This window comes from Nitrospirillum viridazoti CBAmc, from assembly GCF_000730165.1.
GTDB classification, from domain to species: domain Bacteria; phylum Pseudomonadota; class Alphaproteobacteria; order Azospirillales; family Azospirillaceae; genus Nitrospirillum; species Nitrospirillum viridazoti.
Genome location: NZ_CP022111.1, coordinates 1,179,637 through 1,191,979, shown reverse-complemented (window position 1 = coordinate 1,191,979; position 12,343 = coordinate 1,179,637). Strand labels below are relative to the sequence as shown.

The window sequence follows — 12,343 nt, the reverse complement described above, 5'->3', positions numbered from 1 at the left end:
TGTGCTCACCATCGCGGCCTTCGCGGCGACCTTCATGCAGGGCGTCAACATATCCGTCCCCAATGCCGCCCTGCCGCACATGCAGGGCACACTGTCGATGGCGGATGATCAGATCGGCTGGATATTCACCTCCTATGTCACGGCCGGCATCGTTGTTCTGCCCATGACACGCTGGCTCGCCGGCCGCTTCGGGCGGAAGGCACTCTTCCAGTGGTCGATCGCTGTCTTTGCCGCCGGCCTCGTGTTCGATGTCGTGGCACAGACCTCCACCCAGTTCGTCCTGGCCCGCATCATCCAGGGGGCGGCGAGTGGCCCGCTCGGTCCCCTGGCGCTGGCGATCCTGCTTGATGTGCAGCCACCGGCGCGGCACGCCCAGGTCGGCGTGGCGCACACGGCATGCACGCTGCTCGGCATCAGCAGCGGCCCGCCCCTCGGCGGATGGCTCAGCGACTATCACGGCTGGCACTCCATCTTTTATGTCAGCTTGCCGCTGGCCGGGTTCGTTTTCCTGGCGATGGCGCTCTGGCTGCCGGAGAAGAAAGCCGAGCGGAACCCACACTTTGATTTCTTCGGTTGGGCGGCCTTTTCGCTGGGCATCGTCGGCCTGCAGATGCTTCTCGACCGGGGTGAGCGGCTGGAGTGGTTCGCCGCGCCGGAGATTTGGGTGGAGGCCATCGCCGCCGCGCTCGGTTTCTATCTTTTCGTCATCCATGTCCTGACGGCGCAGGCACACTTTCTGGACAAGGCGCTGTTCAGGGACCGCAATTTCGTCCTGTCGGTCATCATGGTCTTCGCCGCTGGTTTCGTCCTGCTGCCGACCCTGGCCTTGACGTCGCCGATGCTGGAGGAACTTTTCGGATATCCGGTCGACACCACCGGCTATATGGCCATCCCACGCGGCGTCGCGCTGGTGGGGGTGCTGATGCTGGCCGGGCGGCTGCCGGCGCGTGTGGATAACCGCGTCCCCCTCCTGATTGGCATGGCATTGGTGGCGTACGCCAACTGGCGCATGCTGGGCTATTCGCCGGCGATGGATTGGCGGCCGGTTGCCATCGCCGGCCTGCTGCAGGGCCTGGGCCTTGGCATCTTGCTGCCGGCACTGGGACGGGCAGCGTTCAGCACGCTCGATCGCAAGTTTCACCCGGACGGTGCCGCGCTTTTCAACCTGTCGCGCCTGTACGGCAGCACCATCGGCATCGCGGTGGTCCAGATTTTCTTCTACGGCAACACCCAGGCCATGCACCTGGCGCTGGCCAAGGACCTGACGCCTTATCGCGCCGCGGCCCACGGTCTGGCGCAGGCCGCCGGACCGACGCTGGCCCGGTTCAATGAGATGGTCACCGGCCAGGCGGCCACGGTCGCCATCATCGGCCAATTCAAGATCCTGATGCTTGCGGTGCTGGCCGTAAGCCCGCTCGTCGCGCTGCTCCGCGCGCCGCGCTCCGCCAACCGCTAATCCAGGAGGTCCATGAAATGGCGTCCCTTGCATCCCTGCCTGACGGGCGGCTTCCCCGGGCTGCGGTGGCGGCGGCCTTGTCTCTGGTTCTCCTGCCGGCCTGTACCGTCGGTCCCGATTACACGCCGCCGGCGCCGCCGGTATCGACGCATTATGATCGCGAGGCGGAAAGCCGGCTCGCCTCTGGCGGTGATCGGCCGGGCGACCAGCGCATCAAGCTTGGCGAAGCGTTGGACGGGGACTGGTGGACGGTGTTTCACTCGCCGCGGCTCAACCTCACCATGCGCGGGGCGATCGATGGGAATTTCGATCTCAAGATCGCTGACGCGCGGATAGCACAGGCGTCGGAGGCGGTCCGGGCCGCCGGGGGCGATCTCTATCCGCAAGTGGATTGGGGGGCCCAGATCGGCCGGGGCCGGTCGAACGCGCCAACACCGGCGACCGCCAACTTCTATGCCGTCGGCCCGCGGGTGAGCTTCGACCTTGATATTTTCGGCGGGACGAAGCGGCTTGTCGAGCAACAGGGCGCCTTGGCCGACGCGCAGAAACATCGTTTCGAAGCGGCCTATCTGACCTTGACCGGCGATGTCGCGAGCCAAGCCTTTCTGCTGGCATCCGCACGGGCCCAGAGCGCGGCGGTGCGGACCTTGCTGGCCGACGACGAGCGCACGCTGGCCCTTCTGCGCGGGGCGCACATGCAGGGCGGTATCGCCCAGCCCGACGTCGCACTGGCTGAAACGCAGCTGGCGCAGGACCAGACCCTGTTGCCGCCGCTGGCCCAGCAAGGGGACGCGGCGCGCCACGCGCTGGCCGTCCTGGCGGGGCAGGGGCCGGCGGAGGGGGTGGTGCCGGACTTCGACCTGGATGATTTCACCTTGCCGCTGGATCTGCCGCTCAGCCTGCCGTCCGAAATGGCTCACGACCGCCCCGACCTGCTTGAGGCCGAGGCCGACCTGCGGGCCGCCAGCGCGGCCGTGGGCGTGGCCACGGCCGACCTTTACCCCCACCTGACCTTGTCTGGCTCGCTGACCCAGGCCGGTGCCGATCCCGCATCGGTGTTCCAGGCCGGCAATTCGCTTTGGGGTGTCGCCGCCGGCCTGGCCGGCCCCCTTTTCCACGGCGGTGCCTTGGAAGCGAACCGCCGGGCCGCGGTTGACGGCTACATCGCAGCGCGCGCGACTTATCAGCGGACCGTGGTCCGGTCATTGGGACAGGTCGCCGATGTGCTTCAGGCGCTCGGCCACGACGGGGACGAGTATTCGGCCCAGGAGCGGGCTCTGGCCGCCGCGGCGACCAGCTTGCGCTTGAACCGGGACGGCTACCGGGCGGGTGAGACAGGTGTCCTGCAGGTGCTCGATGCCGAACGTGCCTATCAACGGGCGCTGTTGGGCCAGATCCGGGCGAAGACGGCCCGGTATCTGGACACGGTGCAATTCTTCATCGCGCTCGGCGGCAATGCCTCCGGCTCTTACGGGCGTGTGGCCAGCGCAAGCAAGGAACCATGATCATGACCACCAATGAGACGTTTTTCCGTACGACCTTCCCGTCCGACCATGGGGCGGAACAGATCCCGGTCATGGGCTTCGGCACCCTGATCCCCGATGCCGCGGCCACGAAACGGGCGGTCAAGGCCGCCTTGGAGGTGGGGTTCCGGCATTTCGATTGCGCGGAACGCTACCGCAACGAGGCGGCGGTGGGCGAGGCGCTGCAGGAGGCGTTTCGGCCGGGCGGGGTTCAGCGTGAAGATGTCTTCCTGACCACCAAATTATGGAACACGAACCATCGCCCGGAGCGCGTCCGCCCCGCTTTCGAGGCGAGCTGCCGGCGGTTGGGGGTCGATTACATCGACTGCTACATCATCCACACGCCCTTCGCCTTTCGCCCAGGTGAGGAGCAGGATCCGCGGGATGCGCAGGGGCAGGTGATCTATGATCCGGATGTCACGCTGGCGGACACCTGGCGCGCGATGGAAAGCCTGGTGGAGGAGGGACGGTGCCGCTCGATCGGCCTGTCGGACATTACGCTGGAGGCGCTGCAGGACATCGTCGCCATCGCCCGGATCAAGCCCGCCATGGTGCAGGTGGAATCCCATCCCTACCTGCAGGAGTGGGAATTGCTCGATTTCTGCCGGCAGCACGGCATCCTCATGCAGGCATTCGCGCCTTTGGGGCACGCCATGGAACCCCGCGTGCTGGACGACAAGGTGCTGGTCGCCATCGCGGCCCGTCTTGGCCGGATGCCCGCGCAGGTGGCGCTGGCCTGGGCCGTGCAGCGGGGCACCGCGTTTCTGACGACATCGATCAATCCCGACCATATACGGGAAAACTTCGAGATCACGGCACTGCCGGAAGCGGCCATGCAGGAGATCCGCTACGACATCGGGACGAACATCCGGTTCAATACGGTGGTCGAAACCGGGGTGCCCGGCTTCATCCCCCGGACGAGATAGTGCGGTCTTGCCCGTGCCGCCGGCTTCGTTCTGGACGCCGCGCGCCTTGGACTGGCCGGCTGTGCGCCGAATCGCGCAGGACTATGCGCTGTTTCGCGCAACCTTTGGGTCGCTTAGCAAACACTTATATAAAGAAGGAGTTGGAGGCACGGCCGGGAATCGAACCCGGATTCACGGATTTGCAGTCCGTTGCATCACCATTCTGCCACCGCGCCATCCACGAGAACTGACCGGAGGGGCCGTCCAGCGGCGCCTGAGGTCAGGGCAGGGCGCCTCTATAGCGTCGCCCGTCGGGGCGGTCAAGCATGCTGGCGTCGCTTTCTGACGTTTCGGTGACGGCGCGGGGCCAGGGCCGCGCCGAGGGCTTGGCGGGGGCGGCGGATGGACGCCCGGTGCAGGCATCAATTGTCTTCGGGCGGCGGGGGAGATATATACCGATCCTGGTTTTTCAAGCGTGTGCGGACCGAAAGGCCCCGTGGCGCGCATCTTCCTCCGCCTCGTTTCCATCAGATCGGTATATCCCATGGCCGCCGACTACACCGCCGCCCGCGTCAACATGATCGAGGGGCAGATTCGCCCCAACAAGGTCACCGACCCCTTCGTGGTTGAGGCTTTCCTGGCCATCCCGCGTGAGCGGTTCGTGCCCGAGGCGCTGGCCGGCGTCGCCTATGTCGACGAGGACGTGCCCGTGGCCCCCGGCCGCTACCTGATGGAGCCGATGGTCCTGGCCCGCCTGGTGCAGGAACTGTCCCTGACCCGCGCCGACAAGGTGCTGGCCGTGGGCGTGGCCACCGGCTACGCCGCCGCCATCATGGCCGAGATGGCTGGTTCGGTGGTGGCGCTGGAAAGCGACCCCGCCCTGGTCGAGGCCGCGCGCAAGGCGCTGGCCGGTGTCGCCGGCGTCGCCGTGGTACAGGGTGACCTGGCCGCCGGCCACGCCGCCAAGGCGCCCTACGGCGCTATCCTGATCGACGGCTCGGTGCCCGAGGTGCCGGCCAGCCTGCTGGACCAGTTGCCCGAGGGCGGCCGCCTGGTGGCCGTGGTCATCAACGCTGCCGGCCTGGGCGAGGCGCGCTATTACCGCAAGGTGGGTGGCGTGGTGTCGCACCGCATCCTGTTCGACGCCGCCGTCCGGCCCCTGCCGGGCTTCGAGCGCCGCGCCGAATTCGTGTTCTGATCCGAAGCCCTGCGGCCGGGTACCCGCTGTCCGCCGCGGGGCTTCGTTTCACCCTTTCGCGGCCAACCTGGGCCGGGGATGGGCGGATTTGGGGGCGACGGTCCCCCGAAACATGGCCTTAAGTGGACCTTTGCGGTTCCACCGATCATGTTACAGAGTGTTTTTTAAGGGGCGCATTGGCGCCGATGGGGATTCGGGGTGCGGTTCCGCTACGGTCGCGTGCGTCAGGGCGTGCCCCACCTATGATATTTATTTAAGGTGTTTGGGGAAAATGGCGATGCAAGTGAACACCGCTGGATGTGGGGCAGAGGGCATGGGAACCGGACATTGGGTGAAGCGGGCGCGCCGGCTGGCCGCCACCCTGCCGCTGACGGCGCTGGCCCTTACCGTGGCGACCGTGGCCCACGGGCAGTCGCTGGAAGACGCCTTGAGCCAGGCCTACCAGAACAATCCAACGCTGGAAGCCAGCCGCGCCGGCCAGCGGGCCACGGATGAAGGAGTGCCCCAGGCCCGCGCCAGCATGCTGCCCACCGTCACCGCCGACGGCAACCTGGGCAAGGAGCGGCTGAGCCAGGGCAACGCCATCCAGCACATGAACCCGGCGCAGACCGGCGTCACCATCAACCAGGCGATCTACGCCGGCGGCAGCATCCAGGCCGGCATCAGCCAGGCCGAGAACCAGGTGGAGGCCGGCCGGGCCAGCCTGCTGGACACCGAGCAGCAGGTGCTGCTGGCCGCTGCCACCGCCTATCTGGATGTGGTGCGCGACCAGGCCGTCCTGGACCTGAACATCAACAACGAACAGGTGCTGACCCGGCAGCTGGAGGCGTCGCGTGATCGCTTCCGCGTGGGTGAGCTGACCCGCACCGACGTCAGCCAGTCCGAGTCGCGCCTGGCCGGCGCCACGGCCGACCGCATTTCCGCCCAGGGCGCCCTGGCCGCCAGCCGCGCCACCTATGCCAAGCTGATGGGCCAGGTGCCCGGTACGCTGAAACAGCCGAGCCGCCTGGTGCACCTGCCGGTGAATCAGGAAGAGACCATGGCCGCGGCTGAAGTGTCGGCCCCGGTGGTCGTCGCCGCGCGCTACAACCACAAGGCGTCGCAGGACGCGGTCGATGGCGCCTTCGGCCAGATGCTGCCGCAGCTGTCGGCCAGTGCCCAGTACTACCGCAACTGGGACCAGTCGCTTCCGGGCGTGCAGTACGACACGGCCGTCATTTCCGCCCGCGTCACCATTCCGCTGTATGAGGGCGGCGGCACCTCGGCCAAGGTGCGCGGCGCCAAGCAGACGGAACAGCAGCGCCGCACCCAGGTGATGGAAGCCGTGCGTTCGGCCGATGAGACGGCGGTGAAGGCCTGGCAGGCCCTGGTGACGGCCCGCGCCGCCATCGAGGCCTACAAGAGCGCCGTCGCCTCCAACGAGATCGCGCTGGAAGGCGTGCGGCAGGAACAGTCGGTGGGTTCCCGCACCATCCTGGACGTGCTGAACGCCGAGCAGGAATTGGTGAATGCCAAGGTGCAACTGGTTCGCGCCCAACATGACGAGCAGGTGGCGTCCTACGAGGTGCTGTCGGCCGTGGGCGACCTGACCGCCGCGAAGCTGGGCCTGAACGTCCCGCTGTACGACGCCAAGGCCCACTATGAAGAGGTCAAGGACAAGCTCTGGGGTCCTTCGATCGAGAAGTGAGGCCATCGAGAAGTAAGCGGCGATCCGCCTGGTCGCACGCGTCAGACGGGGGCGGTTCCATGGCTTGGGGGCCGCCCTTTTCTTTTGTGGAAAGGCGGCGGCCCACCCTATTCTTGAGGGGAAGCAATAGCGGCGGCGAATAGGGGAGGGCGGGATGACGCAGGCCAGCATTGGCGACCGGCGCGGCCGTGATTAACCCAATGGCATTTTTACTGTTCTTGCCCTAGGCTGCCCCGAATGTCGGTGCCCATACGTCGGTGCGGGGCCGGCGCTTACAGGTCCACGCCGTTACAGGTCAGGTTAGGCAACAATGGCTGACAAGTCACAACAAGAACCTTCGATGGAGGAAATCCTCGCCTCCATCCGGCGGATCATTTCTGAAGACACCGACGCGCCGCCGCCCGAGCCGGAGGCGCCGCCACCGCCCCCGCCGCCGCCTCCCCCTCCGCCCCCGCCGGAGGATGACATTTTCGAGGCGGTGCCCATGCCGCCGCCCCCGCCTCCTCCGCCACCCCCGCCCCCTCCGCCGGAGGATGACGTGCTGGAGTTGACGGACATCATCCCGGACGAGCCCGAGCCTGAGCCCGAGCCCCTGCCGGATCCCTTCGCGTATGAGCCGCCGCCCCCGCCGCCGCGCCGCCCGCCGCCGCCCATGGACGACGATCGGCTGATGTCGCAGTTCACGGAAGACGCCGCCAGCCGCGCCTTCTCCGGACTGTCGGGCTTCCGCCGCGGCGGCCCCAGCCTGACGGGGGAGGGGCCCATTGGCCGCTCGGACGTTACGCTGGAGGAGATCGTGCACGTCCTGGTCCGCCCCATCCTGCGCGAATGGCTGGATGAGAACCTGCCCTCCCTGGTCGAGCGCCTGGTCAAGCGCGAGATCGAGAAGGTGGTACGGCGCGGACTCGACTGAGGCGCGCCGCTTCGATAAACCTTGCCAAGCCCCAGGTAATTTCATAGGGGGCGGCGCTCTACCCCGCGCCGCCCTTTTCTTTTGCCGCTTTAGTGCGATTTCAGGTGCCCGCCATGCTGGACAAGACCTTCTCCCCCGCCGATGTCGAAAGCAGCCGCTATGAGCGCTGGGAGCGCTCGGGCGCTTTCGCCGCCCATGTGGACAGCAACGCCCAGCCCTATACCATCATGATGCCGCCGCCCAACGTGACGGGCAGCCTGCACATGGGCCACGCGCTGACCTTCACGCTGCAGGACCTGCTGATCCGCTATCACCGTATGAGCGGCCGTGACGCCCTGTGGCAGCCCGGCACCGATCATGCCGGCATCGCCACCCAGATGGTGGTGGAGCGCAACCTGGCCAAGGAAGGCAAGACGCGGGCCGAGATGGGGCGCGAGGCCTTCCTGCAGAAGGTCTGGGAGTGGAAGGCCGAGTCCGGCGGCACCATCACCCGCCAGCTGCGCCGCCTGGGCGCCTCCCCCGACTGGTCACGTGAACGCTTCACCATGGATGAGGGCCTGAACGCCGCCGTCCGCAAGGTGTTCGTCGAGCTGTACCGCCAGGGCCTGATCTATCGCGACAAGCGCCTGGTGAACTGGGACCCCAAGCTGCACACCGCCATCTCCGACCTGGAGGTCGAGCAGAAAGAGGTGAAGGGCAGCCTGTGGTACTTCCGCTATCCGGTGGAAGGCATGGCGGACACCTTTATCACCGTTGCCACCACGCGGCCCGAGACCATGCTGGGTGACACCGGCGTCGCCGTGCATCCGGACGATGAGCGCTACAAGGATCTGGTGGGCCGCCATGTCATCCTGCCCATCACCGGCCGCCGCATCCCCATCGTCGCCGACGAGTATGCCGATCCGGAGACCGGCACCGGTGCGGTGAAGATCACCCCCGCCCATGACTTCAATGATTTCGAGGTCGGTAAGCGGCACAACCTGCCCATGATCAACCTGTTCGACCGCGACGCGAAGCTGAACGAGCATGCGCCGGCCGAGTATCAGGGGCTGGATCGCTTCGCCGCCCGCAAGAAGGTGGTGGAGGAGATCGAGGCCCTTGGCCTGCTGGAGAAGATCGACCCGCACACCCTGATGCAGCCGCACGGTGACCGCAGCGGCGTGGTCATTGAGCCCTGGCTGACCGACCAGTGGTATTGCGACGCCGTCACCCTGGCCAAGCCCGCGCTGGAGGCGGTGGAGCAGGGCAAGACCCAGTTCGTGCCCAAGCAGTGGGAAAACACCTATTACGAGTGGATGCGCAACATCCAGCCGTGGTGCATCAGCCGCCAGCTGTGGTGGGGCCACCAGATCCCGGCCTGGTTCGGGCCGGACGGCAAATTCTTCGTCGCTGAGACGGAGGCCGAGGCCCAGGCCGAGGCGGATGCCCATTACGGCGCCGCCACGCCCCTGACCCGCGACGCCGACGTGCTGGATACCTGGTTCTCGTCCGCCCTGTGGCCCTTCTCCACCCTGGGCTGGCCGGAGAAGACGCCGGAGTTGGCGCGCTATTACCCCGGCGATGTGCTGGTCACCGGCTTCGACATCATCTTCTTCTGGGTCGCCCGCATGATGATGATGGGCATCCACTTCATGGGCGACGTGCCCTTCCGCACCATCTACATCCACGCCCTGGTGCGGGATGAGAAGGGGCAGAAGATGTCGAAGTCCAAGGGCAACGTCATCGACCCGCTGGACCTGATCGACCAGTACGGCTGCGACGCCCTGCGCTTCACCCTAACCGCCATGGCAGCCCAGGGCCGCGACATCAAGCTGGCGACCTCGCGCGTCGAGGGCTACCGCAACTTCGCGACCAAGCTGTGGAACGCCGCCCGCTACGCCCAGATGAACCAGGTGGTGCCGGTGCCGGGCTTCGCCCCCACGCGCCTGACCCAGACGGTCAACCGCTGGATCGTGGGCGCGGTGGCCGATTGCGCGGCGCAGGTGACCGAGGCGCTGGAGGGCTATCGCTTCAACGATGCCGCCAACGCCCTGTACCACTTCGCCTGGGGCAGCTTCTGCGACTGGTACCTGGAATTCACCAAGCCCATCCTGCAGGGTGAGGATGAGGCTGCGAAGGCCGAGACTCGTGCCGTCACCGCCTGGGTGCTGGACCAGATCCTGCATCTGCTGCACCCCATCATGCCCTTCCTGACGGAAGAGCTGTGGGAGAAGCTGGGCGAGGGCCAGCAGCGCGGTGACCTGATCACCGCCGCCTGGCCGCAGTACCCGGCGGCCTACAAGGACGCCGGCGCCCAGGCCGAGATGGACTGGGTGGTGCGCTTCATCTCCACCATCCGCACCATCCGGTCGGAAATGAACGTGCCGCCGTCGGCCCAGCTGCCGCTGCTGGTGAAAGGGGCGGGGGCGGAGACGGCTGCGCGCCTGGGCACCCACCGCGACCTGATCCTGAAGCTGGCCCGCCTGTCCGACATCGCCCTGACCGAGGAGGTGCCGGCCACTGGTGCCGTGCAGGCGGTGGTGGATGAGGCAACGCTGGTCCTGCCCCTGGCCGACTTCATCGACATCGCCAAGGAGAAGGCCCGCCTGGCCAAGGAAATCCAGAAGCTTGAGGGTGAAATCGCCAAGGTCGACGCCAAGCTGGGCAATCCCAACTTCGTCGACAAGGCCCCGCCCGAGGTCATCGAGGAACAGCGGGAGCGCCGGGCCGAGGCCGATGGCACCCGCGCCAAGCTGGCCGAGGCGCTGTCCCGCCTGGGCTGATGCCGGGTGGGTTGACACGGGCTCCTCCGGGTCAAGATGACGTGATGCACGGCCGCTCCGGGGAAAAGCCTTTGGGGCGGCCGTTTGTCACATGGATGTATTCATTGGAATAATGCGACCTATGCGGGAGGTGTCGCGCGGGGCGGCATCCTGACTTCCCCCTTGAGGATGCGATGACCGCTGGGCGTTGGATGGTGATGATGGCTGCCGTGGCCCTTGTGGCGGGCTGCGCGGTGCAGCATGTGCAGGTCGTACCCGTCACCATGAACGGCGGCACGGCGCCCCGGCCGGCTGGTACGATCGGCACGCCGGAAAAGGTCATGCTGACCCGCACCGTTCCCGTGGGACAGGAGCGCGAGCTGAATTTCTATCAGGGCCTGCATGAGGATTGCGCCCCGATTTCTGGCATCACGGTGGAAATCCTCACCGCGCCAGCCCACGGCACCGCCAGCTTGCGCGATGGGACGGACTATCCGACCTTCCCTGCCGGCAATCCCCGCGCCGCCTGCAACAAGAAGGCCATGCCCGCCCAACAGCTGTGGTACCAGCCCGCCCCAGGCTATACCGGTGCGGACGTGCTGGAGGTGCAGGTTTTCTACCCCATGGGAACGGCCCAGAAGCAGACCTACACCATCAACGTGCAGGGCAACGCCACCCAGGGCAACGCCACCCGTCCCGCCGCGCCCACTGGCCAGTAACATCCGCATTCCGGCGGTGCGCCCGGTCCGGCCAGGCTGAAGCGGCCCCCGGCTTTTGCCACACCGTGTCCGCCTATGGTCAAGGGGCGGGCGCCTTGATGGCCTCCTCGTCCAGCCAGCGGGTCCGGTTCAACAGCAGGGGGGCGACCGCCAGGAACGGGACCAACTGCAGCAATACCCGGGTTTCCGCCAATTCGGCGGCGATGCAGAGGGCCGCCACCTGTGCCGCGACATAGACGGCAAGCCCGGCGGCCTTCAGGCGATAACGAGCCAGCAAGACCCCGACCACGGCGACGGCGCACAGCAGCAACAGAGGTATTAGAAACGGGAAGCTGTAGTCGAAGGTGATGAACCAATCGATGACGGAGCCCAGGTTGCGAAGCAGCTTGATATGCATGCCCCCGGTGTGGTCGCCGATCTGGCTCGCATCGGCGAACAGTTCTGGTCCGATCTCGCGGTTCAACAGCAGGGTGCGCAGCAGTTCGACCACTTCCAGGCCGACCACACCGCCGACCACACCCCCGCCCAGCAGGCGCCAATCCCACTGCCGCCAGGCCAGCCGCCACCGCATCCAGTTGTCGGCCAAGCCCTGCACCGCCATCCATATGGCGATGAACAGCGCGCTTTCATGGTTCAGGAAGGCCACGGCCATCAGCGCCAGGAAGGCCCACCAGGGGGCCCGCCGAACCACCAGCAATAGGAAGGTCGCGCCGATGACCAGGATGAAGAAGTCCCAGATATAGAGCCAGGGTCGGCTCAAGACCAGTGGGAAGAGGGCGAGTAGTCCCATCATCGCCGCCCAGCCGCCGGCCGGCCCCTCCAGCCGCCGGCCGACGCGGAAGGTGACCACGGCCGCGGCCGTCAGGGCGCCGATGCCGGTAATGAAATAAGCGTTGAGCAGGGATGGCCCCAGCCAGCTGACGGCGGCCATGACCAGGGGACCCAGCACCCGCGACTGGTAGACGCGCCAGTGCGGTAAACCGTCCAAGACGCCCTGCGCCGCCGCAACGTTTTGGACGATGTAATCGAGGAAATAGAAGCTGATCAGGCGGAATTCAGCGATGGCCAGCAGGAAGGCCGTAGCCCCCACGGCGACAATGCCTGAGCGACCCGTCTGGCCGATGGCGGGTACTTCATGCATGTCACCTCCCAGGTTCGTCATTTTATGGCCTGACCGTATGGTGCTTAGGGCCCGATCGTA

The 12,343-nt window shown here is 66.8% G+C and carries 9 protein-coding genes and 1 tRNA gene; 8 read left to right on the top strand and 2 right to left on the bottom strand.

The genetic code is table 11. The features are described from left to right. Position 1: 1 nt before the first annotated feature. The 3 genes from Y958_RS18580 to Y958_RS18570 are packed head-to-tail and all read left to right on the top strand — an operon-like array spanning position 2 to position 3,905. A complete protein-coding gene (locus tag Y958_RS18580) occupies positions 2–1,456 on the top strand; it encodes a DHA2 family efflux MFS transporter permease subunit (RefSeq protein WP_244909452.1) in 1,455 nt (484 codons plus the stop codon). A 17-nt stretch (positions 1,457–1,473) separates the two neighbouring features. After that, entirely contained in the window at positions 1,474–2,961 is a 1,488-nt protein-coding gene (locus Y958_RS18575; protein WP_088873441.1) for an efflux transporter outer membrane subunit, read from the top strand. 2 nt (positions 2,962–2,963) lie between these two features. Then, the gene (locus tag Y958_RS18570; RefSeq protein ID WP_088874078.1) at positions 2,964–3,905 is read left to right on the top strand and encodes an aldo/keto reductase; all 942 of its coding nucleotides are present in this window, start codon (positions 2,964–2,966) and stop codon (positions 3,903–3,905) included. A gap of 141 nt (positions 3,906–4,046) precedes the next feature. Here Y958_RS18570 and Y958_RS18565 read toward each other — a convergent pair. Then, a tRNA-Cys gene (locus Y958_RS18565) sits at positions 4,047–4,120 on the bottom strand. 308 nt (positions 4,121–4,428) lie between these two features. On the opposite strand from Y958_RS18565, the gene Y958_RS18560 reads away from it, so the two are divergent. The 5 genes from Y958_RS18560 to Y958_RS18540 all read left to right on the top strand — a co-directional run bounded on the left by Y958_RS18560 (position 4,429) and on the right by Y958_RS18540 (position 11,142). Next, positions 4,429–5,082, top strand: coding sequence for a protein-L-isoaspartate O-methyltransferase family protein (locus tag Y958_RS18560; RefSeq protein ID WP_088873440.1), 654 nt, complete (start codon positions 4,429–4,431; stop codon positions 5,080–5,082). Between the two features lie 313 nt (positions 5,083–5,395). Next, positions 5,396–6,769: a TolC family outer membrane protein gene (locus Y958_RS18555; protein ID WP_244909451.1), complete on the top strand. Its 1,374-nt coding sequence runs from the start codon at positions 5,396–5,398 to the stop codon at positions 6,767–6,769. 310 nt (positions 6,770–7,079) lie between these two features. Beyond that, a complete protein-coding gene (locus Y958_RS33150) occupies positions 7,080–7,682 on the top strand; it encodes a DUF2497 domain-containing protein (protein WP_088873438.1) in 603 nt (200 codons plus the stop codon). A 113-nt stretch (positions 7,683–7,795) separates the two neighbouring features. Next, complete coding sequence (locus Y958_RS18545; RefSeq protein WP_088873437.1) at positions 7,796–10,444, top strand: valine--tRNA ligase; 2,649 nt, start codon at positions 7,796–7,798, stop codon at positions 10,442–10,444. 173 nt (positions 10,445–10,617) lie between these two features. After that, positions 10,618–11,142 carry a hypothetical protein gene (locus Y958_RS18540; RefSeq protein ID WP_145727909.1) on the top strand — a complete coding sequence of 175 codons (525 nt, stop codon included), beginning with the start codon at positions 10,618–10,620 and terminating at the stop codon, positions 11,140–11,142. Between the two features lie 79 nt (positions 11,143–11,221). Here Y958_RS18540 and Y958_RS18535 read toward each other — a convergent pair whose 3' ends face one another. Then, complete coding sequence (locus Y958_RS18535; RefSeq protein ID WP_088873435.1) at positions 11,222–12,283, bottom strand: hypothetical protein; 1,062 nt, start codon at positions 12,281–12,283, stop codon at positions 11,222–11,224. Positions 12,284–12,343: the final 60 nt, after the last annotated feature.

Bases quoted from the DNA above. Each gene is read 5' to 3' on its own strand.
- Y958_RS18575 (WP_088873441.1), top strand. From the start codon at position 1,474: ATGGCGTCCCTTGCATCCCTGCCTGACGGGCGGCTTCCCCGGGCTGCG.
- Y958_RS18570 (WP_088874078.1), top strand. From the start codon at position 2,964: ATGACCACCAATGAGACGTTTTTCCGTACGACCTTCCCGTCCGACCAT.
- Y958_RS18560 (WP_088873440.1), top strand. From the start codon at position 4,429: ATGGCCGCCGACTACACCGCCGCCCGCGTCAACATGATCGAGGGGCAG.
- Y958_RS18555 (WP_244909451.1), top strand. From the start codon at position 5,396: ATGGGAACCGGACATTGGGTGAAGCGGGCGCGCCGGCTGGCCGCCACC.
- Y958_RS33150 (WP_088873438.1), top strand. From the start codon at position 7,080: ATGGCTGACAAGTCACAACAAGAACCTTCGATGGAGGAAATCCTCGCC.
- Y958_RS18545 (WP_088873437.1), top strand. From the start codon at position 7,796: ATGCTGGACAAGACCTTCTCCCCCGCCGATGTCGAAAGCAGCCGCTAT.
- Y958_RS18540 (WP_145727909.1), top strand. From the start codon at position 10,618: ATGACCGCTGGGCGTTGGATGGTGATGATGGCTGCCGTGGCCCTTGTG.
- Y958_RS18535 (WP_088873435.1), bottom strand. From the start codon at position 12,283: ATGCATGAAGTACCCGCCATCGGCCAGACGGGTCGCTCAGGCATTGTC.